This is a genomic window from Ruminiclostridium josui JCM 17888 (assembly GCF_000526495.1).
Taxonomy (GTDB): domain Bacteria; phylum Bacillota; class Clostridia; order Acetivibrionales; family DSM-1351; genus Ruminiclostridium; species Ruminiclostridium josui.
Genome location: NZ_JAGE01000001.1, coordinates 631,133 through 655,474 on the forward strand (window position 1 = coordinate 631,133; position 24,342 = coordinate 655,474).

Sequence of the window (24,342 nt, forward strand, 5' to 3'; positions counted from 1 at the left end):
CTATTTACAGTCCCTGGATGGTTCTTTTATTCATACCGTTATATTAGAAAAGAACAGGCACCTTTGTATCCGATGAACATTTACAATCATTTTTAAGTATTTCAATACACTCATCAAGTCCTTTTTCTTTATGTGTTATCATACTAATAAGCTTTATAAGCAGACCCGGATTCTTAGAAGCGAAAATATTCCTTCCTATGGCCACCCCTGCTGCTCCTGCCAAAATTGAGTTGTTTACCATATAAAGTAGTTTTTCTGGATTGTTCATATTTTCACCACCTGCTACTAGTACAGGAATGTGAACATTCTTCACCACTTCGCGCATTTCTTCCATGGTTTCAGGACTCTCAATTTTTACAAGATCAGCCCCAAGCTCTTCTGCAAGTCGGGCAGTATGTGCGATATCCCCCTGTTTTCTTTGACTTCTCTTAGCATATACCATGGCAAGCAGAGGCATACCCCATCTTGCACAGGCCTCGGATACTTTTCCAAAATCCCTAAGCATAGAGCTTTCACCTGCATCCCCGAGGTTAACATGAATCGAAACCGCGTCAGCCCCTAATTGCACTGCTTCCTCAACAGAGCCTACCAGTACCTTGCAGTTAGAATCATCATTAAATTTTGTCGAAGCGGATAAATGTAATATGTAATTTCCCTCCAGGAAAATTTCATCCTGACAAAGTTTTTTTAATATACCTTTATGAAGAACAATCCCATCTGCACCACCACTTATAATTTGGTCTATAAGTTTTCTGTAATCTCCAAGACCTGCAATGGGCCCCAATGTCACTCCATGATCAATCGGAACAATACATGTCTTTTTGCATGAAGGTTTAATGAGCCGTGCTAATCTTAAGGCTTTTCCATCCATAATGAAATCGATCTCCTTTTATAAATTATTATAAACTATTTGCAAATTAACCTTTACTTTTCCTGAATTGACTCATCAATTTTCAAACCTACATGCCTGCCACCCTGGCACACATAAGTAAGGAGTTCTTCACCTTCCTTTATTGTTGAAGCATTCCTAACCTCTCCATCGGCTCCAAAAATCCTTATATGCCAATCATCCTGTACCATTGCATTAATACGCTTTTCGTCCACTTCAACCTCAATCTTTAACAATGGCCTTTTTTCTATTTTTACCCTTCCGACCACTACCTCTCTTGTGTTTCCTGAAGTATCTACACACAATAATTTACTTCCTCCTTTTAATTCGGTAATGTACGAGGTTTCACCATCTGGTGCCCAGACATAGGAATGTACGGCACCTGCATTAACTCTAAAGGGACGTAATTCCATATATGGAAGAAAGTGTGTCTCAGAACTAACCAAAATGCCTCCTTCCGAAGTTGAACCAATGAGCATTCCTTCATTTTCTTTCAGTAGACCAGTGGTGTCTATGCATGCCCTGTAGCCCATTCCAATATGCAATACCTCAGTAACCTTACCTTTTACCAACTGAATTTTAGATGTTCCCATTTTTTCTATAAAAGAATTAACTTTGATTATTTCACTACGATCCTCGTTGCTGAATACAACACCATCGCTACCCACTTCCATTACCCCGAAAGCCAGCTCCATCTCCTGACAGCTGTTAACTATTTTTAATACCTTAGTCTTTTTGGACTGGAGCTTTGCTACTAGCAGTTCCAAAGGTATATTAGTTGTGTCAGAAAATTCAGCTACAACATAATCGAAATTTGAACCGATCTGCCATGCTTCGTCCATACTGTTTCTGTCAAATATCCGGTGCAAAAGAGCAGTCTTGAACCCTTTTTCAACTGATTTTTGCAATAACTGCCGATCTGCTGACAAAACTATGTGCTCCTTGTTTAAATCTTCCATATCTACTTCGCTGTTGATTTCAACAATCAGATTCATTTTATGTGGTGGTGTTATGGTATCTAACATACACTTTTTAATTAATAAATTTTCAAAGTTTAAAATATAAATCATATTTAAAATAGCTTCTTCGTTTTTTAAATTCCTACCATCAAACCAAATCATATCGTTTTTCATCATTTTATCCCCTTGCAGTTATTTTTTAGAATATGTTTACAAATATCATATTTTGCTTTCAATGTATTCCACAATATTCCTCATAGTGGTAAATTTAGAAAAATCGAGGTACTCGTTATCAAATTCAAACCCAAATTCATTTTCAATCATTACTACTAATTTGACAAATTCAACTGAATTCAATCCAAATACAGCCAAAGTATCATCAAGCCTGATATTATCGGCAACGTCCGAACCCTTATAATTTTCCTTAATAACCTTTTTTAATCTCATTTCAACTATTTCTGACATAACCCTCATTTTCCTTTCTGTATATAAATTTTCATATTATAGGGCTACTCACCCTGTTTACCATACTGTATTATGGATGTATTCTTTAATGCCCTTAATAAACTTCGTGCTGGTTTTACACATATTATCAATACTGTTAACCACTGTATTATCGAACCTTATACTTCTCCCTCTAATCAAACTAGTAGCACATATATTAATAAGTGCATTTGACAACTCCAATATATCATTAGACATACTTATAATATCTTTATGTCTTTCTTTAAAATGTTCTTTGAGTGTGTTAATTAGCAATTCCTTACTTCCAAGAAAGAAGTACAACTTATTCAGACTCTCAGTATCCAAATAATGATCTTCACTTTCCATAATATTTCTAATAAAGACTAAATCTTCACTTTGCAGTTTATTTTCAGCAATGTATTCCAGTATTCCTGTGAACTTATTTGCAATCTGACTAATAACCACATCCTGCTGTTTTTCAAGTACAAGGATTTCCATACTCTCCATATTGGAGTAAATATGTTCAATAACATTAAAAGTAGTATAAAATTGGCCATAATTTATAATCTTTGATCCATTTTGCATCAAGTGGTTGTAATCAATAACTGAATATACCTTCTTGCTACTGTCATAACCGTTAACCAGAGCCAGGTGGTTAGTGTGCTTGCTTAGGTAGAAGGAAGAGTAGAATGTATAATATTCATCAAAACAAACTAAAACCGGCTTTCCTTTATCTATATAGCTGCATATTGTTGCATGTAAGCTTTCCAAAGTATTGACTTTCATTACGCAAGCTTTTAATCCAAAGCTTTCAAGAAGTTGGTTCTCTACAAGATTACCGTTATAGAAAGTCTGTTTGCTGTATATACCTCCCAAATATCCCTCTAGATTAAAACATCGCTTGATACCAAGAAATAATTTGAACAGTCTTAACATTTCATTGCTATGCTGCCCTATCAGTACACCAAAGCCTCTGTCAAGGCAATTCATTTGTCTCCACATTAATCCGCTTATCTGATTGATTATGGAATCCTGAATAGCAATTTTGTTTGATTCGGGTAAAACAGTATTTGTTGTTACACATTCTTGATTTGCCACCGCTTTATCCAAATCATCCTCAAAGGATTTATCTTGTGTCGACTCCGGGTACTTTTCACTGATATATACAGCCAAATCGGCAATACTGTAATGTTCAAATAAATTATTTATATCAATTTCAACATTCAATTGCTCTTTAAGTTTATTTGCCATATTTATAGATAACAGCGAATTTCCTCCCAAATCGTAGAAATCATCGTGAATGCTGATTTCACCGATTTCCAGAATTGCTCCCCAAATATTCCCGATTATTTTTTCGAGCTTGGTATAGCATCCAGACACCCCGCCTTTCAGTTTAACCCTGGGTAGCGGGCTCATATTTGCAGTGGTACCTCTATTAGTATTTACTGTACTTTTCAGTTCAGCGGCAATATCATCTTCCAGCTTGAAAAGCTGTACTTCTTCAGATATACCTGACAACATTTCATAATCAATTTCCCCTGCAATTACATGGGATGAGCCTGATTTTAAAATCAGCTCAAAGTCACTTAATGCCTGCTCAACCGAAATTGGTTTAAATAATGATTTATTTTTATCTGCCTTGTATTCCGCAGCCATTCCGGTATCCTTCCATGCCGGCCAACTGATGGATACCGTCCTTTTCCCCTGAAAACCTCTCCACTGTGCAAATGCGTCCATATATGCATTGGCTGTTGCGTAATCCCCCTGACCGGGTACGTTTAATATGGACATTATGGATGAAAATGTAACAAAAAAGTCAATTTCATCATCCTTTGTCACATTATCCAGCATGTATGTACCATCTATTTTAGGGGACAGCACTTTACTGAAATCCGACTGAGACTTTACTGCAAGAAGTCCCTCTCCGGCCATTCCTGCGCAATGGATTATTCCGTTAATTTTTTTGAATTTGCTCCTTATTTCATCAATAACACCCACCAACTGATCTCTTAACGATATATCCGCTTGATATGTATAAACAGCCGTTCCATTAGCTTCAATACTATTTATTTTACTAATCTTTTTACATAATTTTGAATCAACATTGGCTTTAAGAATTGAAGCCCATTTATCACGGTCAGGCATGGCTGTTCTGTTTATCAGAGCAACATTTCCAGCCCCTTTCCGGGATATATGCCTCGCAATTTCAAGCCCTATTCCACCAAGGCCTCCTGTGATTATATATACACCCTCGCTTTTAATATCTACCTCTTTATGTCTGCCGCCGTCCATATCCAATCTTCCTAACTCTTGAATATATCTTCTTCCATCTCTTATGGCCACTAAATACGAAGTCTGCTCAGAATAAATCTCTCTTGCAAGTATATCGCTACCTGTGTCTGAGTCAATGTCAATACCTCTGCACCTTATACTTCTATATTCCGCAGATATTACTCTGCCCAGAGCAAATAACGCAGCATTGTCGGGATTGGCTTTTTTCTCATGCTCATTAACACTGTATGTATCGCGAGTGACTAATGCCACCTCTACTTGCTGCCCGGACTTTAGTTTCGACTGTCAATGACGGTGATAAAATGTAAGAAAACAGCGGTTAAATTTTGTATGTATATGGTGGTAACAAAATAACTTGTGATACACTTCAAATAAAACTTGGGGTGTACAAAGAATGAAAGGAAACTACTGGATGGAAATACGAAATGATCGCAAGAAAGGATTATCTTACACAGAGATTGCAAGAAAATATCATATGGATCCACGTACTGCAAAGAAATATGCAGAATCAGATATAAAACCTGTCTATCAGCTTACTGGTCCCAAACCTTCTAAATTAGACTCTTACAAGCACCAGATCGATTTATGGCTAGAAGAAGCACCATTTAGTGCAGTAAGAATTCATGAAAAGCTTCTAGAACAAGGCTGTAACTGCAAATATACCATAGTCCGTGAGTATGTTTCATCAAAAAAACAGGACTTAAATCAAAAAGCCACTGTCCGATTTGAAACGATGCCTGGACTTCAGGGACAGGTTGACTGGGGATTCTTTGAAAACTATAAGGTACTGGAAAATGGAGAATATAAAAAGCTTTACTGTTTTCTCATGGTTTTAGGGTATTCTAGAATGAGATATATTGAATTTGTAACAGATATGAGTACTTCAACACTAATACGTTGTCATGTAAATGCTTTTCGATATTTTGGAGGATATCCTGAAGAAATATTATACGACAATATGAAACAAGTTGTTGTAAAGCGATTATTAAAACAAGCTGACAGTGAACTCAATAGACAGTTTGAAGATTTTGCAGGATTTTATGGATATAAGCCTGTTCTATGTAGACCATATCGCGGACAGACAAAAGGAAAAGTAGAACGAACCGTTGCATATGTTAGAGACAACTTTATGACAGGTATAAAATACGCTTCTCTCGATGACTTAAATGGACAGGCGTATGCATGGTGTAATAAGGTTAACAGCAAGGTTCATGGAACTACCAATGAACGTCCTATTGATCGATTGAGAGATGAGATGTTATCTCCATTAAAAAGAGAATACATAATAGACAAAATTAATCTTCGAAGAGTTGAAAAAGACTGCCTTATCAGCTATGCCGGTAATAAGTATTCTGTACCAGCAGAATATGTAGGCAAAGATGTGGCAGTCATTGTCCTTCAAAATATGTTAGCTGCATATTTTCAAGGAAAACAAATATCAATTCATAAATTATCATACAGTAAAAACACCTTAAACGTCAACAAAGAACACTATAAAACAATGTTGGTTAAACAGAGTTTTGATATAGAAAACACACTTCTACATAATCCAGATATTGTAGATTTTCCATCTCCAAAACATTCTCTTAAACAGTATGATGAGCTGATGGGAGGAGTAACATTTTGAGTGAACTAGCTTACGAAAGAATCAAGAACAACCTTGAAACATTAGGAATGAGAAATACACTTACGATTATTGATAATTACTTAGAGCAAGCCATTCATGAAAAGAGAAATATCGTCGATATCTTAGATCATATTTTCACAGAAGAAGCCAAGTCAAAGAAATCAAGAGCTGTGGAAAATCAAATTAAAATGTCAGGATTTCCATATAAAAAGACACTTGACATGTTTGACTTTGATTTTCAACCTAGCATTAACAGAGAGCAGATCATGGAACTTGCGACCATGCGCTTTGTGGAAAATAAAGAAAATGTTGTTTTTCTAGGTACTCCTGGTGTTGGCAAAACACATCTTGCTGTAGCACTTGGAATGATTGCTGCAGAGCATAGATATTCCACTTATTATATTAACTGCCATAACTTAATTACGCAGTTGAACAAAGCCCATTATGAAAATAGACTTCAGGAACGATTGAAGAACTTTGCCAAATACAAGGTACTAATCATTGATGAAATTGGATATCTTCCAATGGATATTCAAGGTGCAAACTTATTTTTTCAATTAATAGCCAAACGATATGAAAGAAATACAACCATATTTACTTCAAATAAAGCTTTTTCAGCATGGAATGAAGTATTCTCAGATATAACTATTGCCTCCGCTATTCTTGACAGAATTCTACATCATTGTCAAGTTGTAAGTATTAAAGGTGAAAGTTATCGTCTAAAGGAACGAAAGGAGATGATGACAGGAAGTACCACAATGGTAAATACATTATTTAAGACTAAGGAATAATTTTTTTGCCATAAAACAGCAAAATTTAAACGCTATAAAATTACAAAATCGAAACGTCATTGACACTTTTTTCTCTGCTGCGAGATACCTGCATATTTCCAGACCTATTCCGCCTGAACCCCCAGCAACTATGTACACACCCTTCTCCCTGATTTGAATCTTATCTCTGCCGTTACTATCCAGGGTTTCTCTTTGCAGGCTCTGAATATACCTTTCTCCATTACGATATGAAACATTAAATATAAACTTCTTTTGACCCAACTCAGAAAAGATTGAGTCTATATCCACAGTTTTGTCAATATCAATGCACCTGCACCTTATGTTATCGTATTCCTGACCAATTACCCTTCCCATTGCATAGGATTTACTTTTATTTCTGCTATTTGATTATTCATACCTTCAATTGTCAGATTATGAATACTATTAAGGTTTAGTTCTTTTCCATCATCAACCTGCTTCCATGTAACGGTTTTGTCCCCATTGTCAAGCTGCTTAATAGATGACAGATTATATGTACCGGGTTTTAGCAAAATTCTTTTGTTAGAACCTATTTGCTTAATCAACTCCTCTGCCGTACTGACTATTACTTCTTTCTGCTGTATTTTTTGGGTAGTAGGAGTTTCTTTTTCCTGTTTATCCAATATAGCCTTCTTTTGTGCTTTAAAGCTTTCTATATCTGACTTATAATCTAAAAGATTTACTATTATGGCAGCTGCTTCACTTCTTTTAAGAACACTCAAGGGATAAAAATATCTTTCATTATCCTTGACTGAGCCAAGCATAAGGTATTCTTTAAAGGCTCTAGTAGAATATCCTGAATCTGCGGTTATGTCACAAAATGGTGTTTCATTTAATGTGTCAGGGGATAAACCCAGCGCTCTGCACAGCATCTCTACAGCTTCTTGTCTTGTTATAGCATCATCCGGTCGAAATGTTAATCCATCGTCAATTATATTCTGTGAAACCGCTGCTGCAATCCATTTTTTTGCCCAATGTTCTCTTATATCTATATATGTATCTTCATCCGATTGTGATAAACCTACAGCTTTACATAGGAATGTTACCATTTCTGGACAGCAGATGGGTGAACAGAAAACCTTTATGGTTCTCAGCGGACTCTTTCTTGTGGTTTGTACAATTGGTGGACTTATGATTAAAAATCCACCAGAGAACTATGAAAATATGAAATCAGCTCCAAGTGGAGCATCAAAGCAACAATCTCCCGTGCCTACAGGTGTTGAACTTTCGCCAAAGCAAGTCCTTGCAACACCTTCTTACTATCTGATTACCCTTGCAATGGCTCTTGCCTGCATGGGCGGCCTTATGATGATTGGATTCGCCAAACCTATTGCAGTTGCTAAAGGGCTTGAGTCAACTGCGGTGGTGGGAGTTCTTATAATCTCTATATGCAACTCCTTTGGTCGGCTTCTGTGGGGTATAATTTCGGATAAAATAGGACGCAAGCTTACTCTTATTATCCTTCTTGCAGGCACAGGTGGCATGTCCCTGCTTGTTAACGCCGCAAATGGGTACTGGATTTATGTGGTTATCGCCTTTATAGGCTTTTTCTATGGCGGTTTCTTAAGTAATTTTCCAGCTCTTACCGCGGATTTGTTCGGAGCTCGGCACATGGCAACAAATTATGGTTTGGTGTTGATGGGATTCGGTATTGGAGCCGTTGTTTCCTCATATGTGGCCGGATATTATAAAAACATAGCTGCTAATGATATATCATTGATGTTCCCTGCATTTGTAATTGCGGCTATCTGCGCAGGCGTGGGAATACTGCTCATTTTACTCTTGAAAGCAAAGTTTGTAAGATTTAATTCATCCAAAACATCCTAACTTCATTTTTATTTTTTGCATAATAAAACAGCTCCTTAATCTGTGTTGAAAATATTTAACACAAATTAAGGAGCTAAATTTAAATTCTATTTTATGAACTCTTAAAATGTATAAAGGTAAATTATTTGCCTAAATCATTTTTAATAGCATTAAACCAAACATCCGCCATCTTATCACAACCTGTTCTGTTGCAATGAACTCCATCTGATAAATCAGATAGTGATATTGCACTGTACATATCAACAAGATATACAGGTTTGCCTTGACTAGCCTTGTTCTGAACCACTTGGGCAACTTGATTATTATAATTTCTTACATCTGCATAGCTAAGAGGAATGACTTTTGCAACATAGAGTTTTCCGCCACTAGGTAATTTAGCGCATATCTTGTCAATTAATGAACTTAATCTGTTAGGTGCATTATTCAAATCATAATTTTGTGAAATATCATTTGTACCAATGTGCAATAAAACAATTTTTGGCTTATATGTAGTCATCCAAGTATTAATATTGGCATCAATCTGATCAATACGCCAGCCAGAGTGACCTTCATGGTCTTTATCACCAAGTTCAGCTGGTCCGTTTGACAGAGATCCTACAAAATCAACTTTGTACCCAGCATTTGTTATATTTTCCCACAGCTTAATTCGGTACGCTCCTGGTACAAATATACCATCAGTTATTGAATCCCCTAAAGGCATTATAACAGTGGTAACGTTTTCAGGTGGATTTTTAGGAAACTTTGTAATAAGTCCTAAAAGATACTGCTTTGATAATGATAAATCTAATGCTGTTATATTTCCATCACCGTCAAGGTCAGCAGCATATAGATCATCCTGAACAGGTAGGTCGGTAATCGAGCCAAGCAAGACTTGCTTCATTAACGAATAATCCAGTGCATCGATGGCACCATCTCCATTCAGGTCTCCGATAAGTCCTGTGGCCGCAGTAGCAACCTGGTTGGCATTAAAAACAAAACTTCCACAAAAGCAAATGCTTAATACCAACACTAATGACAACAGCCTTTTTCTTAAACTATACATTCTTTTCCCTCCCAACAATTATTTCCTTTTGTTCTAACGTTTTTACACACGTCCAATTCTATTATAATATGTAAATGTTTTACACATCAATATAAATCTTTTTTATATTGGTAAATAAAAAAATCTAATCTATACTGACATATTAAAAGTATCTTTCTGAACATATTCATTGGATAGGTCATAAAGCATTCCATTTTTAAATCCAATGCTTAAATTTAAATCAGGTATTTCTGAAAACTTAACTTTTGCTATTTTATCTAATAACTCTTTAAAATATGAATAAGCATTGCCCTTGAATTCACTTGGTACTGATGTAGTAGATTTAAGAGCTTCTTTATATAAGTCTAAAGCATTTTTACCATCCTTATTGATAAAGTCACCATTCACTTGTTCAAAATCTCTTAAATCCAATCCTGTTACATTCTGGAAATCTTTTGAAACACGATACTTTGTTCTAACATCATCTGATATATTTGTACTACAATTATGTAATATATAAAAAAATAGCTGGTTAGAATTATTATCCTTATTAAGTGCTTCTTCTAACTGCCGGATAATTTCTTGGTTATCTATTCCAAGTACCTCAAGCTTATAATCAAATGGTTCGATTGTCAAAGTAATATTATCTAACAGCCCCCATTTTATGCCAACATTAGAGAGTATACTCTTAAACTGTGTATTTACCATTTTACGGTTATAACTAATCTTATTTTCCTCAGTTGGTTCACTAACAGCTCCTGATATATGGGGATCATTTAAATTACCGCCTCCTAACAAACACCCATATAATGTCATTTCTAATTCATTTTCATACATAGCTCGCCTTTGGGAATAAGTATAATCTTTATATTTAGAACTAAACAAATATTTTTGCCCCAATGCATTACTCAGTTCATCAACACATTGATATTTTGCACGGTTAGAAATGGAAGAAGAATAATAAGTTTCTTCCAACTTGCAATATGCCTTATATTCATTACTGTTTTGACTATAATTTTGACTTTTAATTTTATCAGTTGTGACTTCATACTTCTTTTTCCATTCAGGAATTTCTTGTGTTTCTGACGTAAATCTGCCTTTTACATTATAGTAATTACTATATGTAGTACTAATCCCCATTTTTAATCACCTCAATCAATTACTTTGTAAATAATTGGTATTCTGTATTATGTAAATTATATTGCCATTTTAATGTTATTTTTATGTTATTCATTGTTGACTTTACACCTGCCAGCGCATTATATTTGGAAGGCAAATTTGCTTAGTAAAAATTTTTAACTATTAAAGTCAATTCCTTTATCGTCATATTTATGGATAATATTAACTATTATTGAATATTCATGTAGTTGTTCTAAGTAGATAAAGGCATATCAATGACCCAAATATAGGGATACTTGATATGCCTTTTCAAATTATTTACAGACCCAATCTTTTATTAGTATCCAGAATTTAAACTAGCCTTTAATGGAAATGTAGAAGATACTGTGAAAGGATTTTTAGAAGTAGTTCCTGCATTATATGTACTATAACTGCCCATTGAAGAAGTCATTGTTGTGTAAGTAGTACCTGCCGAGTTTGCACAAAGCTTAACATTATCAATTGTAGCTACACTAGTAGAAGCATTTCCTTCATCTTGTACTCCGATTACTATCTTTGCTTTTCCTTTTCCATTAGTAAACTTTCCAACAGTGCTTTCAGACTTTCTTAAGGCTCCATTTACATATAGAGATGCAGTTTTACCATCAGAGCTTAACCTGATTTTTAGATTAACCTTTTGTCCAGGCTTAATTGATGAATCAACTACACCAGCGCCATTACCATTACCGGTATTTAAAAACACGCGAAACTCCCCTTGACTATAGGATATTCCTGCTTCAACTGCAGTGCCACTTGATGGATCCATACCTATATACCAGTCAGCATATCCTGCACTTCCCCTACCTAATCCACTGATAGTGGACGGTATTGTTACGTCTGCTGTTACACCGTACCATACATCCTTTGTTGTGTTTTTAATCGCAAAATGCCTATTTATTGCTGCACTTGCACTTAAGGGACTTACTTGAATAAATAAAATTGTTGCTGCTAGAAAACCTAGTATTGATTTTGTAATCTTTTTCATAAGTACTTTCTCCTTATATTTATAGATATTTTGATTTAGTGCAGTTAAATTAAACGTAACTGCAGCTATTTAAATTTTACAATACTACTCCTTAACTTGCTTATCTGCTCACCCTTTCCCCCTTTCGATTAAAATTTATCATTGAAGTAGTTATGTAAAATTATTGGCATTTATGAAATTCTTATTTGAGAATAATATTTAATTCAAGATAAGATAATATTGGAGAAATGCTATATTGGATTTACTGAAGTAATTTATTTAAAATTCTTCCAGTGGATATATAATTCGATGTATATTCACCTTCAGTTTGATTTTCGGATACCTTTACTCCTAAATTACATGCAGCTTCATTAAATTCAATACCATTATCTGTTATTCTAAATATTACATTTAAACGATTTTTCTCTTAGCTTGCTCTAATTCTTTGTTAATAACAGTTATAATATTTCTTAGGGTATTAAGCTTAATATCATCAATATCTTCATCTGTTATAATAATGTTAAATTCCTTTTCAATATCATATACCAAGTATATAAGATCCCTTGCCCTGAATCTAAACTTCTTGCCTAGAATATTGTCATCAATATTTACAGCCAATTCCTCGCTAAATAAATCAATCTCAAATCTATTTTTAAATATTTTATTTAGCTTCTCAGTTATATAATTTTTTTCTAACGAGTTACACATATAATCCTCCTAACCAGCTTATTTAAACTGCATATTCTGACAGCTTATTTACTAGAAATTCTGTCATCCTTTTACCATCATTCTTATCCAAAATATTAAAGACAGGTGTTTGTAAATTGCTGTAACTTTTAATCTTTTCGCTAATAAATTTATAATCTAAAGTAACAAACTGCATTTTTTCAACAAGTCTGCTATATTCGCTATTAAATATTGAATTTGCAATATTATAACAATCTATGCTATATCCAAATTTGTTTTCATGTACCTTAGACATTAAATCAAAGTATTCCTTCGAAAACCCTTTCTGATATAAAGTAGTTAATACAGTAACATCAGGAGTCACCGCCTGTGAAACCATATAAGCTAAAATTCCAAATTTACTTGGAAAAGTTTCATTAAACGGTATCGTTGTTCCAGGAATACCTATTACTATAACATCTGGCTCTTCCTCAATTTCTATCTTCCTTACATAATAGTTAAATAAGGTTACCTTTTCCCACTCATAAAAATCCTTTTCAAACATAAACTGAGGAAAAGAATGAAATCCCATTAAATCACAATAATTACGTGTACCTATTTGCGACACCTTGTAGCCCATCTTCATTAAGTTTTTTCTGATATTTAGCTGTACCTCAAATTTATTTGTTTGTTCACATAAACCAGCCACAAATATTATGGGTACATCGACTTTGAAAATCTTTTCAAGTAATAGATTTTTACTTGCTTTATGATCATCTATTAAATACTTGAAAAACTTATCATTTTTACTACAAATTTCACTAACTTTAAGCAGTGTTTCTTCTTCTAATTTTATAGCACATACTATATTCTTTGAACTTTCAGCAGCCTTTATAATTTTAGGATATACATTGTTTATGAAGTCTAACTCTATACTGGACGTTACAAATATAACAGTATCACAATCCTCCAAAGCTTTATTAAAATCGCTCTCAACAATTAACCCCGTAGGTTCGCCATCATCAGCACAACCAGCATCCTTGCCTGTAAGCCCCCATCCATTTGGAGAAACTGCATGTACAAAAGTATAGTCCTCAACAATATCATTATGCCTGATTAGTGACACACTATCTATATCAAAGGGATATATCATTGTATTATATTTACTTTTCATTTCTAGCAACCCCACTTCCCTAATTACTGATTAAATTCATATTTTCTTCAGCGCTTTTAAAAGCATAACCAAATTCTTTGAGAACACAATAATTCTTTAAATTTTCTTCAACTTCCATTCTAACTTTTTTACACATCTCCATTTTAGCTTCTGTTGTAAACTCATTATCTGAACTATTTAAAACAGCAGGGCATATAGTACAATGGTTTATAGCCCAACAATTCTTACATTCATCCTCACTTATTTTACCGATATTTATAAGTTTTCTAACTTGCTCCGTGTCAAAACCATTATCTAAATCTCCTATTCTTAATAGGTCAGAAGCCTCATTACATTTTTCACATGGATAAAACATGCCATCCGCACTTATAAAAAGTCTTTTGCTTCCAACAATACATGAACCTCTTGGATGTGATTTTTCAGGCAGTCTGTTTTCAGGCTTTAAACGTTCATGTAAACCAGTTATGCTATCACATGCATTTTTTGTTATTTTAGATCTGCTTTTATTTGTATGCTTTCTTACAAGGTAATACATTTCTCTAAAAACTTCATATTCCCTATTAATATAAAAGGTATCTGATACCTTTAAAGGTTTTTTGCTACCACTTTCAGAAATTGATGTTATTCTGCTATCTAAGTTTCTTATAACCTCATTGTTCTTGAAAAACTCATCTATAGTAAAAAAATTATTTTTTGTATCAATAACTGTATTAAACGAAATAAAAAACATATAATTATTAAAGTTTTTCTGTATATTTACAATATTTTCATAAACTTTGTCAAATGTACCACCGTCATTAAAAGCAAGCTTTCTATGTCCATCATGAATCTCCTTTGGTCCATCAAGACTGATAGTTATATGTACATGATGCTTGAATAAGAATTCCACAACTTCATCATTTAAGAGATATCCATTTGTGGTCATATAAAATTGTACTATTTTCCCTTCGCACTTTTCTTCAGCATACTCTATACATTTCTTAACTAAATCAAATTCAATCAGAGGCTCTCCGCCATAAAAATTAATACCTATTCTGTCATGGTTTTTTGAATGCCTAATAAGAAAGTCAATAGCTCTTTTGGCTGTTTCAAAGTCCATTCTTTTACTCGAATGTGTCCTATTATAATAGCTACCTGAATAAATACAATATTCACATCTGAAATTACATTGTTGTGTTACTTGTAAAATAATCATCTCTACATTGTTCTCTAAATAGAACTGAAATACCTCATCCACTGAACTTACTATTTCTTTTACTCTATTTGAAGATAAATAGCCCTCTTCACGCATATTATTAATAGCTTCTAAAGCTATACTACTTTCTGAATTACTATCTATATACTTTTCAATAGCCTGATATTGCTTGCTAGTAATATCCACTATAGTATTCTTATTGGTATCAAAAAAATAGAACTTTTCTCTTGTTTTAAAAAGCTTTATCAACGGTTTATTACCCATACACACCACCCTTTTTTAGTAGTGCATAGGATAAAAAATCATCCTATGCACTCTACTTTTCTTTTAATTCATATTACGAATTCCAATAATAATAGGAGTCGCTCCAATTTCTATTATTTTGCTCATAATGAGACACGTATCCATTGCATTCACAGTAGTCAGAGTTGTTAGTACATATAGTACTATCTCCATACGCCTCTATAGTCTTTACAGCTTCAACCTTCTTCTTTCCTAATTTTTTCATTATTCATCTTTCCTTTCGTTATGTATTTATATTAAAATCCTTCTTTTCTCGAGAACTAAAGTAAGGATATTAATAACGCTAAGCAGTTATACCTTCCGGCACACTCATCATTTCCTGGTAAAACTTGTTTCTAGTAAATAGTTCATGGTGATTACCCATGTCTTCAACCTGTCCATTATTTATAACTATAATTTTGTCTACCATCTCCAATATGTCAGGTTTATGAGTTATTATAATTGTTGTTTTATCTTTATAATTTTCCTTTATAGCATTATTTATCTCACGTTCGGATTGCATGTCATAATTGGCTGTAGCTTCATCTAATATAAGAATCTTTGAATCCCTTATTAAGGCTCTAGCCATAGCTACCTTCTGTCTTTCACCACCAGATAATTTACTCCCTCTTTCCCCTACCATGCTTTCATATTTATCAGGCATTTCTTCAATAAATTTATCTGCCCTGCATTTTTCCATAACTGTACAAAACTCATCTGCTGTCTTTTTGGAATTAAGCATTATATTCTCTTTTATTGTTGTATTAAATAGATAAATATCTTGGCTTACGATAGCTATCAGTTTTCTATAATCCTTTAAGTTAAGGGAATTAATATCCTTACCATCCAAAAGTATCTGCCCTGAATTTTGTGTTAAAAATCTTAAAATTAAATTTATAATAGTTGTTTTCCCTACTCCATTTCTTCCAATTACTGCAACTTTTTCTCCGGGATTGATTTTAAAACTTATGTTTTTCAATATTGGCTCTTTTTCCTTATAGGAAAAAACAACATTTTTAAATTCAATACTTCCTAAAACCTCATCGGAATTTATTCTCTCTAACTTTCCTTTTCTGTAATCCCCTTCATATTCCATATCCAAAAAATCAAAATACCTTTTGGCTGATGGTAATATTCCTGCAAAAATATATTTAATATTCATAATTGCGAATATCGGCCCTGTAACGTAATGACTATATGTGATAAATGCAAATAGCTTTCCAACAGTAAGTTCTTGCCCTACAATCAAATATCCGCCAATTATGTACATTAGTGTTATAATTATTTCAGTAAATAAAGTTTCTGAAATTCCATTTACACTTTCCAAATAAGCTATTTTTATATTTTGCTTAATGATATCTCTCTGTTTTTTTATAAATTCATTTATTTTTAAATCTTCCAGAACCCAGTTCTTTACTTCCTTTATCCCTGCAAAAGTGTCTCCCTGCCAGCTTGAATAATCCTGACTTATTTTTATATAGGTTCTAAATAAGTTTATTCTTTTTTTAGATAAAATTTTTACTATGAGATATCTAACTGGTGTTACAATCAGCACTAAAATGCTGAGTTTCCAGCTAATAATGATAAGTCCTACAACTCCCACTATGATTCTAAATACGCTTGTTAAAATGTAAAAAGTATTTCTATCACACAATCCAGATATTTTTCCTATATCAGTTTTTAAATTACTCATTACCATTGCATAATTTGTATCATTGAAAAAGCTCATTTTCATTCTTAAACTATGTCGGATAGCTTTTTTTTCAAGAGTAAACGCTATAAAATTTTCTATGTATGTACGATATTTTGTTTCAATAGCGCCTAATCCTTGAATAATCCCTAATAGCAACAAGCTATAAATTGAATACTTAATAATAATATTTGTGTTTTTTAAAATCAGCCCGTCATCCATTAATTTTTGATTAATAATAGGAGTTAATATACTTAAAGCAGATGCTAATGTTATGCATATAATGACTATAACCGCCTTCCATTTATAGGGTTTAAACAATTTTATTATTTCAAAAATTATTTTCTTAGTTTCTTTTTCTATAGTCATATTTAAGCCTCACACAAGCTTTCATCATACAAAAAATTAATTTACCTGTTTTTTACTTTGTTGTAAATTATTATATTCTAATCCATTGTTTTTTTGAAGGCGACTTTTTTTTACTACCCCTTGAAGCTATTTATTTTTTTGACAAAAAAACACTAAGTTTTAAACTTAGTGTTTTTGTTTTGCACATTATATAATTATTAATCCTACCCCATCATTTTGACTTGCCTGTTGTTATTTCCAATATTCTATTATCTTTGTCCCACTTGTAATCAATATTTAATACCTGCTTAATTATATCTACTGGAACATAAGTAATATTGCCAGACACAAATACAGCTGAGCTAAGCGGTATTGGATTTCCATTTAAAATTGCATAATCCTTACCTTCCTCGACTTCTACTTTTTTTATATCATTTACGGCAATGGCTCTCTCCGTTTCCTTTTGTGTTGTTCTATCAGGCATAACATTATATTTAAACTTTTCAAATATATATCTAAAGGATAGATACAGAACACCATCAACTATACGAGGGGGATTCCTATATTGGGGTTCATCTTTACTATCTATCTTAATATCAATATTCTGAGGAATCATTCTGTCTAAATATGAAGTAAAATTTTTTAGACTATATGCAGGTATGTACAAATCGTATTTTCCCATTCTTATGGAATCTGATAGCTTAACTATTTTATCATTAACCTGAAGTTCTTTAGTACCTACCTTTGCTATAACAGTTTGTCCTGTTCGCATTTCTTTGCAGACTTTAGTACTGCCATTAAAATCAACAAATGAAAATCCCATGTTCATAAATACGTCTCCAAAAGGCAGGTATAACACATTATCAAACAATAGAGGAGACGCATTACGAAATTGTATAGGAATACTACTATTAATGTCTACCTGAACCTCATCACCAGAATCACTAATACGCGTATATGACATAAAATACTTATCAGAAAGTTCTATTGTAGTAGATTCATTAGATAAGTTTGGATTACTCACATATATTGAATTGTTCAAATCCTTATTAGTTATAAACTTAAAAAAAATCAATATAGCAACACATAACGCTATAACAAGAAATACTTTTTTTATCCTTGTTTTGTGCAAATTCTTTGAAACTGCTTTGAAAAATCTTTGAATTCTATGTGAATCAGATAGTACCTCCTGCAAATTCACTTCTTCTTCCGGTAGTTCTTCCGTCACTTCATTGTACACTAATGTTTCAGATTCACTTTTTTCAGCTGTATCTGATACGGAAAGAATGAGTACTTCAGTCAAAAACACTGAAAAGTCTTCTATTCTAAGCAACATACTTTTTAGATGCACATCTAGCGAGGATTCATTAATTAATTCTTCTAGTTTATTACGTATTAAATGTCGTTGCATTCCCGTAGATTCATTGTTTACAAATTCAACAATCTTACTTATATCCTCATTTTTGGGTATCACTTTTCCTGTCTTCCATTTAGAAACTAGAGAAACATTCTTTAATAAGTATGCATCCGCAAAATAGTTAGTACTTTTATTCAAGATTTTAAATATTGTCTCTAATAAAGGTTTTATAGAAAAAAGTGTGTTTGCCATTACATCCTCCAAAACTTTGTCTTCATTTTCTTTTGAAAAATTACTTTGCGTACTTATTTTACCATATTTTCCAAATTCAGTACAAGGTTATGCACCTATCGCTTTTATATTCCCTAATAGTACTTAATTTTTCATTAATCATTCTAACTATTTCATATATATATCAATAAGTATGGCTGGTCCTAATCCATAAAACATGTAAAATACTTTTAAATAAAACCAAGTTCCTTTTTACTTTAGCAAACATATAATTCAAAAGAGGTGATCAAACAATGAGCAGCATAAAATTGCCAATCTCAAACAATGATACAGACACTTCATTTCCTTCAATAAAAAATAATCCATACATAATCTTTCTGGATATTAATTTGACCAACGACGATTGGGATGGTATTTATTTAAAGAAGGAACTGTTTATAAAACACATAAACTCAAAAACCATTATGCTCACGGGTGTTTATACTACGAAAGAATCTGTCCTTTCCCCAGTTACTACTACGATTAATGAAAACATTTCTACAAAAATCAAACAACTATCAGATGTTAGTCCTAATTATATTCTTGCTGATGCTTATAGAAAAGAAAAAACCAATAGTCTTCTACACTCTTTAACTAGCCATCAATTAATGCATGTAAAGTTAATATTTGATAACAAATGTCGTTCTCAGATTTCTAGTGAGTTAAATATTGAACTAAGTACTGTAAAAAAGAATTTGACTCGTATTTATAAACTACTCAATGTAAAATCAAGATATCAGCTCGTAGAAACGTTCGATAAAGAGTATGTAGAACATTTATTAAAGATGAAGATGAAGAAATAGTATAAAAATCCAGAAACACCAGTTAACAATGGCATTTCTGGATTTTCTATTATTTCAATAATTCAGGTATATAACCTCTATAAATTATCTCCAAAATCCGCTTTAAACTTTGAAACTAATTCAGTCTGCCAATCTGAAACTGTTGACAGTTTTCCAAAGAAGAAACGTAATATTGGGGGCTCTTCCACAAAGGTTAGCCCACCAACCAATTTACGGTTTTCATATAGCCAGCGAACACGATCAATAGCATAATTGACTTGTGAAAGAGTAAATACGCGTCTGGGCATTGCCAATCTTAAAAGTTCCATGTTAGAGAATGTTTCATTTCCATTTTCATCTCTCTGCTCAGAAATTGTACCTCTTTCCATTCCACGCACACCACTTACTAAGTAAAGTGCCGAAGCAAGTGCACCTGCAGGATATTGGCTTTGAGGTACATGTGAAAGAAATTCCATAGCATTTATATGACATCCCAAACCACCTGCCGGAGTTACGACGGGTACACCATGCTTTTTTAATTCATTCACCATGTATTCAATAAACTGAGGTCCTTGATTAATCATATTCTCATCCATAGTTTCATCAAGACCTACTGTTATTGCTTCCATTTCACGAACAGACATACCTCCATATGTTAAAAAACCTTCATAAAGCGTTACTAGCTCACGAAGTTTTAAATATACATCCTTATTATTTGTGCAAATTCCGCCCCCACGAGCACATCCAAGCTTACGTGCAGAAAAATAAATTACGTCGGATAAATCGGCCATAGCACGGGTTATTTCTCTTATGCTCATATTTTTACAAGCTTCTTCACGGGTTTTAATAAAATACAGATTATCTGCTAATAGACTTGCATCCAGTACTAACATAATGTCAAAATCTTTACAAACAGTATGAACTTCTTTCATATTTTGAAGTGAGAAAGGCTGTCCGCCTATAAGATTTGTTCCTGCTTCCAAACGAACATAAGCAATTTTATCAGGGCCATGCTTTGCAATTATTGCTTTTAGCTTATTAACATCCATATTGCCCTTAAAAGGATATTCGCTGGTAACATTTAAACCTTCATCAATAATTATTTCTTCTACTGTACCACCATTTAAATAAACATGAGCTTTTGAAGTCGTAAAGTGATAATTCATAGGAATTATTGAGCCTTGCTTCACAAATCCCTGAGAAAGAATATTTTCACAGGCTCTTCCCTGATGTGCAGGAAGAAAATACTTTTTTCCAAAAATTTCTGTGATTTTGCTTTCCAGTTTTGAAAAAGTCTCAGAACCAGCGTAACTGTCATCGGCCTCCATCATAGCAGCCAACTGCTTATCACTCATTGCATTTACACCGCTGTCAGTAAGCATGTCCATAAAAACATCACGGTTTTTTAATAAGAACGTATTATTTCCTGCTTCTTTAATAGCTTCCAATCGACGTTCAATAGACACAAGATTCAATTTTTGTACAATTCGTACCTTATGCATTTCTAGAGGTACATTTTCACCGTAATAAAACTTTACATTAGACATTCACTAATCACTCCTGTTTATTTTTTTATAAATCTTTTTAGCTTGATTTATAAAGCAGAAGTAAAAAATAAATCATTTGAAAGGAAATACTCTATATATAGGATATTTCAAAGAAAAGTTTTCTTTATTTCAATTTGTACAACTAAAATAACAGCGAAGTAAAATTAACTGCAATTCATATGAACATAATTTGCTAAAAACATAAAGCTTAACTTAAATGACTTTTCTACCATGCTACCATACTACCAAGCTATCTGTATATTTTATAATATTTTGTAAAATTATTCAATACCACGTTTATATTTACATTTTAGGTAAAATATAATTACATAATATTAGCGACTTTCTTTAACAAACATATCAAAGTAATGAACAACATAATATATTTATTTAGTTGACGTCATATAAATAGGAAAAAGGCTTCCTTTTTAGAAGAAGCCTTTTTCTATTCACTATAAAAATAAATCAAGTTCATTTAATTAAAATTCAAAAACGTTTTCTGTGTAAAAGAACCTAATCCAGTCTATGCTAGTTTTTCTAGGACCTTACACCACCCCAAGATATTACCCACACTTACTATACCCGCAGCTCCTGCAAATAACACAACCGCCTTCATGCTCCAGTGCCTTACCACACTCCGGGCATTCAGCACTTACAAAATCTACATCATTTTCTGGGTTTGAGCATACTGCATTCATTGTACAGCTGCTGCATTGTGAGTCGCAATCACTTGCTTCAGTATGAGCAGTTCTGGCAGAAGGCTTTTGTAGTAAACTGTATTCTGTTGTTGCACATATTTCGCCTGCTACGTCCTCGTCTTTGTTGCTCTGGATTTTGGCAACTTTCTCAATAAGCCTGCCTATTGCATCCGGACAGGACAAAACCTTCAAGCCCTTCTGGCGTATAGTAGACGGACACCTTATACCTTTTAGCTGTTCAACAATTGATTTAACATCCATACCTGAACGTAATGCTACCGATACTAAACGGCTTGTAGCTTCTGATTGCGAAGGACAGCCTCCTGCACGTCCTGTATTTGTGAATACCTCGCAAATACCATTTTCATCGTAGTTTACAGTAATGTACAGATTTCCGCAGCCTATTCCCACTTTTTCTGTAAAGCCTGTTGTAATGTCTGGTCTTGGCCTTGGTTCTATTTTACCGGGCATATTATTAACTGCACAAGCATCACAGTAAATATTCTCTTCGGCTGGCTCCTTGTCAGCAGCTTTTTCCTTACCTTTAACTTTCCCAATATTGAGAACCTGCAGGTCGCGGCTTCCGTCTCTGTAAATTGTTACACCTTTGCACTGAGTCTTGTAAGCCAGAGTGAATACCTCTCTAACATCATCAGTAGTTGCATCATGACTTAAATTAACTGTCTTGGAAACCGCATTGTCTGTATGACGCTGGAATGCCGCCTGCATTTTTACATGCCATTCGGGAAGTACATCATGTGCAGTAACAAATATATCCTGAACATTCTTTGGTACTTCATTCATATTTTTAACAGTTCCAACCTTGGCAATTTTCTTCATAAGTTCGTCTGAATAGAAGTTCCCTGAAAGTGCAGCAGCTTTGAATACAGGGTTAACCTCCACCAATTCACTGTTGTCCATAACATTTCTGATATATGAAATTGCAAAAATCGGCTCAATTCCGCTTGAAACACCGGCTATTAAACTCAATGTACCAGTTGGTGCAATAGTGGTAGTAGTGGCATTTCTCATCTTTATACCTTTTTGGGCATATATACTGTCCTCATAAAAAGGAAAAACACCCTTCAATTCAGCCAAATCCTGTGAAGCTTTCTTTGCAATGTCACTGATAAATGACATAACCTTGTCTGCTAAATCAATTGCAGTTTGAGAATTGTATGCTATTCCCAGTGCACAAAGTGTATCTGCCCATCCCATAACACCAAGGCCTATTTTTCTGGTACCTCTTGTCATTTTATCAATTTCAGGCAAAGGATATTTGTTAACCTCTATTACATTATCCAGAAAACGAACAGCTTTTCTAACCGTTTTTTCTAATTTATCAAAATCAATTGTTTTATGTGAATCATCCATCATATTATATAGGTTTATTGAGCCAAGATTACATGCCTCATAAGGCAGCAATGGCTGCTCACCGCATGGATTGGTACTTTCTATTTCTCCAAGCTTAGGAGTTACATTATCCCGGTTAAGTCTGTCTAGGAAAATTATACCAGGCTCTCCGTTTTTCCAAGCCATTTCAACAATTACATTAAAAACTTCTTTAGCATTAAGTTTTGCAACAGGCTTCTTTGATTTAGGATCCAAAAGCTCATATTCCAGATTGTGTTCTACAGCATTCATGAAATCTTCAGTAATTCCAACACTTAAATTAAAATTAGTTATTTCTGAATTATCACTTTTGCAGGAAATGAACTCCATAATATCAGGGTGATCAATTCTTAAAATACCCATGTTGGCACCGCGTCTGGTTCCCCCTTGTTTTACCGCTTCTGTTGCGGCATTAAAAACCTTCATAAAACTTATAGGGCCGCTTGCAACGCCGCCAGTTGAATTTACAGTTGATCCTTTTGCACGGAGTCTAGAAAAGCTGAAACCAGTTCCTCCGCCACTTTTATGTATTAATGCAGCATTTTTTATAGATTCAAAAATGCCTTCCATTGTGTCTTCTACAGGAAGAACAAAACAAGCACTTAACTGACCTAAAGGTCTTCCAGCATTCATCAAAGTAGGTGAATTAGGTAAAAATTCAAGATTAGCCATCATATCATAAAATTCCTGTTCAATTGCCGCCAATCCTTTTTCATCAGTATACTTAGCATCTGCAGAGGCTATTGCCTTTGCAACACGATGAAACATTCCTTCACAGTCCTCAAGTAAATTTCCGTTTTCGTCTTTCTCAAGATATCTTTTCTCCAATACTTTGATGGCATTCTCCGATAACTTCATCAATAAATCCCCTCTCATTTGTCTATATTTTGTATTTTACTCTTCAAAAGACACTACATATTGTATCACTTA

21 protein-coding genes are annotated in these 24,342 nt (G+C 33.6%); 4 read left to right on the forward strand and 17 right to left on the reverse strand.

All coding sequences use genetic code 11. From position 1 onward, the window contains the following. Nucleotides 1-43: 43 nt before the first annotated feature. The 4 genes from K412_RS0103080 to K412_RS0103095 are packed head-to-tail and all read right to left on the reverse strand — an operon-like array spanning nucleotide 44 to nucleotide 4,857. A complete protein-coding gene (locus K412_RS0103080) occupies nucleotides 44-871 on the reverse strand; it encodes a 2-amino-3,7-dideoxy-D-threo-hept-6-ulosonate synthase (RefSeq protein ID WP_024831757.1) in 828 nt (275 codons plus the stop codon). Between the two features lie 53 nt (nucleotides 872-924). Continuing rightward, on the reverse strand, nucleotides 925-2,025 hold the full coding sequence (locus K412_RS0103085) for a 3-dehydroquinate synthase II (RefSeq protein ID WP_242835506.1): 1,101 nt from the start codon (nucleotides 2,023-2,025) through the stop codon (nucleotides 925-927). A 42-nt stretch (nucleotides 2,026-2,067) separates the two neighbouring features. After that, entirely contained in the window at nucleotides 2,068-2,313 is a 246-nt protein-coding gene (locus K412_RS0103090) for an acyl carrier protein (protein ID WP_034847103.1), read from the reverse strand. Nucleotides 2,314-2,370: 57 nt separating this feature from the next. Next, nucleotides 2,371-4,857, reverse strand: coding sequence for an SDR family NAD(P)-dependent oxidoreductase (locus tag K412_RS0103095; RefSeq protein ID WP_024831760.1), 2,487 nt, complete (start codon nucleotides 4,855-4,857; stop codon nucleotides 2,371-2,373). A gap of 142 nt (nucleotides 4,858-4,999) precedes the next feature. On the opposite strand from K412_RS0103095, the gene istA reads away from it, so the two are divergent. Continuing rightward, on the forward strand, nucleotides 5,000-6,232 hold the full coding sequence (istA, locus tag K412_RS0103100) for an IS21 family transposase (protein ID WP_024831761.1): 1,233 nt from the start codon (nucleotides 5,000-5,002) through the stop codon (nucleotides 6,230-6,232). Further along, a complete protein-coding gene (gene istB, locus K412_RS0103105) occupies nucleotides 6,229-7,023 on the forward strand; it encodes an IS21-like element helper ATPase IstB (RefSeq protein WP_024831762.1) in 795 nt (264 codons plus the stop codon). The genes istA and istB overlap by 4 nt, the downstream gene beginning before the upstream one ends. Here istB and K412_RS0103110 read toward each other — a convergent pair. Further along, nucleotides 7,003-7,377: a Rossmann-fold NAD(P)-binding domain-containing protein gene (locus tag K412_RS0103110; protein ID WP_024831763.1), complete on the reverse strand. Its 375-nt coding sequence runs from the start codon at nucleotides 7,375-7,377 to the stop codon at nucleotides 7,003-7,005. The genes istB and K412_RS0103110 overlap by 21 nt on opposite strands. Continuing rightward, nucleotides 7,365-8,090 (reverse strand): S-layer homology domain-containing protein, encoded by a 726-nt coding sequence (locus K412_RS20345; RefSeq protein WP_242835508.1) that lies wholly within the window; start codon nucleotides 8,088-8,090, stop codon nucleotides 7,365-7,367. Before K412_RS20345 ends, K412_RS0103110 begins: the two co-directional genes overlap by 13 nt. Nucleotides 8,091-8,103: 13 nt before the next feature. Between K412_RS20345 and K412_RS20350 the strand changes: the two genes are divergently transcribed. Beyond that, on the forward strand, nucleotides 8,104-8,868 hold the full coding sequence (locus K412_RS20350; RefSeq protein WP_242835510.1) for an MFS transporter: 765 nt from the start codon (nucleotides 8,104-8,106) through the stop codon (nucleotides 8,866-8,868). Between the two features lie 121 nt (nucleotides 8,869-8,989). On the opposite strand, the gene K412_RS0103125 is transcribed toward K412_RS20350, so the two are convergent. The 9 genes from K412_RS0103125 to K412_RS0103160 form a co-directional block, all read right to left on the reverse strand. Next, nucleotides 8,990-9,910 carry a dockerin type I domain-containing protein gene (locus K412_RS0103125; RefSeq protein ID WP_024831765.1) on the reverse strand — a complete coding sequence of 307 codons (921 nt, stop codon included), beginning with the start codon at nucleotides 9,908-9,910 and terminating at the stop codon, nucleotides 8,990-8,992. A 129-nt stretch (nucleotides 9,911-10,039) separates the two neighbouring features. After that, nucleotides 10,040-11,029: a DUF4885 family protein gene (locus K412_RS0103130; RefSeq protein ID WP_024831766.1), complete on the reverse strand. Its 990-nt coding sequence runs from the start codon at nucleotides 11,027-11,029 to the stop codon at nucleotides 10,040-10,042. 316 nt (nucleotides 11,030-11,345) lie between these two features. Beyond that, nucleotides 11,346-12,032, reverse strand: a complete 687-nt coding sequence (locus tag K412_RS20355) for a LamG-like jellyroll fold domain-containing protein (RefSeq protein WP_024831767.1) — start codon at nucleotides 12,030-12,032, stop codon at nucleotides 11,346-11,348. Nucleotides 12,033-12,422: 390 nt separating this feature from the next. Beyond that, on the reverse strand, nucleotides 12,423-12,719 hold the full coding sequence (locus K412_RS0103140) for a peptide maturation system acyl carrier-related protein (RefSeq protein ID WP_024831768.1): 297 nt from the start codon (nucleotides 12,717-12,719) through the stop codon (nucleotides 12,423-12,425). Nucleotides 12,720-12,741: 22 nt separating this feature from the next. Next, nucleotides 12,742-13,851: a TIGR04066 family peptide maturation system protein gene (locus tag K412_RS20360; protein ID WP_034847108.1), complete on the reverse strand. Its 1,110-nt coding sequence runs from the start codon at nucleotides 13,849-13,851 to the stop codon at nucleotides 12,742-12,744. Nucleotides 13,852-13,870: 19 nt separating this feature from the next. Further along, the gene (ccpM, locus tag K412_RS0103150) at nucleotides 13,871-15,310 is read right to left on the reverse strand and encodes a Cys-rich peptide radical SAM maturase CcpM (protein ID WP_024831769.1); all 1,440 of its coding nucleotides are present in this window, start codon (nucleotides 15,308-15,310) and stop codon (nucleotides 13,871-13,873) included. A gap of 73 nt (nucleotides 15,311-15,383) precedes the next feature. Beyond that, nucleotides 15,384-15,554, reverse strand: coding sequence for a CLI_3235 family bacteriocin precursor (locus K412_RS22105; protein WP_117385187.1), 171 nt, complete (start codon nucleotides 15,552-15,554; stop codon nucleotides 15,384-15,386). A gap of 78 nt (nucleotides 15,555-15,632) precedes the next feature. Beyond that, nucleotides 15,633-17,387, reverse strand: coding sequence for an ABC transporter ATP-binding protein (locus K412_RS0103155; protein ID WP_024831770.1), 1,755 nt, complete (start codon nucleotides 17,385-17,387; stop codon nucleotides 15,633-15,635). A 211-nt stretch (nucleotides 17,388-17,598) separates the two neighbouring features. Continuing rightward, complete coding sequence (locus K412_RS0103160) at nucleotides 17,599-18,975, reverse strand: copper amine oxidase N-terminal domain-containing protein (protein WP_024831771.1); 1,377 nt, start codon at nucleotides 18,973-18,975, stop codon at nucleotides 17,599-17,601. Between the two features lie 272 nt (nucleotides 18,976-19,247). On the opposite strand from K412_RS0103160, the gene K412_RS0103165 reads away from it, so the two are divergent. After that, a complete protein-coding gene (locus tag K412_RS0103165; protein ID WP_024831772.1) occupies nucleotides 19,248-19,796 on the forward strand; it encodes a transcriptional regulator in 549 nt (182 codons plus the stop codon). A 77-nt stretch (nucleotides 19,797-19,873) separates the two neighbouring features. Here the strand turns inward: K412_RS0103165 and K412_RS0103170 are convergent, their stop codons facing one another. After that, a complete protein-coding gene (locus K412_RS0103170; RefSeq protein ID WP_024831773.1) occupies nucleotides 19,874-21,322 on the reverse strand; it encodes a tryptophanase in 1,449 nt (482 codons plus the stop codon). Nucleotides 21,323-21,885: 563 nt separating this feature from the next. Next, nucleotides 21,886-24,270, reverse strand: a complete 2,385-nt coding sequence (locus K412_RS0103175; RefSeq protein WP_024831774.1) for a vitamin B12-dependent ribonucleotide reductase — start codon at nucleotides 24,268-24,270, stop codon at nucleotides 21,886-21,888. Nucleotides 24,271-24,342 lie beyond the last annotated feature (72 nt).

Coding starts and splice junctions, on each gene's coding strand:
- K412_RS0103080 (WP_024831757.1), bottom strand. CDS start 871: ATGGATGGAAAAGCCTTAAGATTAGCACGGCTCATTAAACCTTCATGC.
- K412_RS0103085 (WP_242835506.1), bottom strand. CDS start 2,025: ATGATGAAAAACGATATGATTTGGTTTGATGGTAGGAATTTAAAAAAC.
- K412_RS0103090 (WP_034847103.1), bottom strand. CDS start 2,313: ATGTCAGAAATAGTTGAAATGAGATTAAAAAAGGTTATTAAGGAAAAT.
- istA (WP_024831761.1), top strand. CDS start 5,000: ATGAAAGGAAACTACTGGATGGAAATACGAAATGATCGCAAGAAAGGA.
- K412_RS0103110 (WP_024831763.1), bottom strand. CDS start 7,377: ATGGGAAGGGTAATTGGTCAGGAATACGATAACATAAGGTGCAGGTGC.
- K412_RS20345 (WP_242835508.1), bottom strand. CDS start 8,090: ATGGTAACATTCCTATGTAAAGCTGTAGGTTTATCACAATCGGATGAA.
- K412_RS20350 (WP_242835510.1), top strand. CDS start 8,104: ATGGGTGAACAGAAAACCTTTATGGTTCTCAGCGGACTCTTTCTTGTG.
- K412_RS0103125 (WP_024831765.1), bottom strand. CDS start 9,910: ATGTATAGTTTAAGAAAAAGGCTGTTGTCATTAGTGTTGGTATTAAGC.
- K412_RS0103130 (WP_024831766.1), bottom strand. CDS start 11,029: ATGGGGATTAGTACTACATATAGTAATTACTATAATGTAAAAGGCAGA.
- K412_RS20355 (WP_024831767.1), bottom strand. CDS start 12,032: ATGAAAAAGATTACAAAATCAATACTAGGTTTTCTAGCAGCAACAATT.
- K412_RS0103140 (WP_024831768.1), bottom strand. CDS start 12,719: ATGTGTAACTCGTTAGAAAAAAATTATATAACTGAGAAGCTAAATAAA.
- K412_RS20360 (WP_034847108.1), bottom strand. CDS start 13,851: ATGAAAAGTAAATATAATACAATGATATATCCCTTTGATATAGATAGT.
- ccpM (WP_024831769.1), bottom strand. CDS start 15,310: ATGGGTAATAAACCGTTGATAAAGCTTTTTAAAACAAGAGAAAAGTTC.
- K412_RS22105 (WP_117385187.1), bottom strand. CDS start 15,554: ATGAAAAAATTAGGAAAGAAGAAGGTTGAAGCTGTAAAGACTATAGAG.
- K412_RS0103155 (WP_024831770.1), bottom strand. CDS start 17,387: ATGACTATAGAAAAAGAAACTAAGAAAATAATTTTTGAAATAATAAAA.
- K412_RS0103160 (WP_024831771.1), bottom strand. CDS start 18,975: ATGGCAAACACACTTTTTTCTATAAAACCTTTATTAGAGACAATATTT.
- K412_RS0103165 (WP_024831772.1), top strand. CDS start 19,248: ATGAGCAGCATAAAATTGCCAATCTCAAACAATGATACAGACACTTCA.
- K412_RS0103170 (WP_024831773.1), bottom strand. CDS start 21,322: ATGTCTAATGTAAAGTTTTATTACGGTGAAAATGTACCTCTAGAAATG.
- K412_RS0103175 (WP_024831774.1), bottom strand. CDS start 24,270: ATGAAGTTATCGGAGAATGCCATCAAAGTATTGGAGAAAAGATATCTT.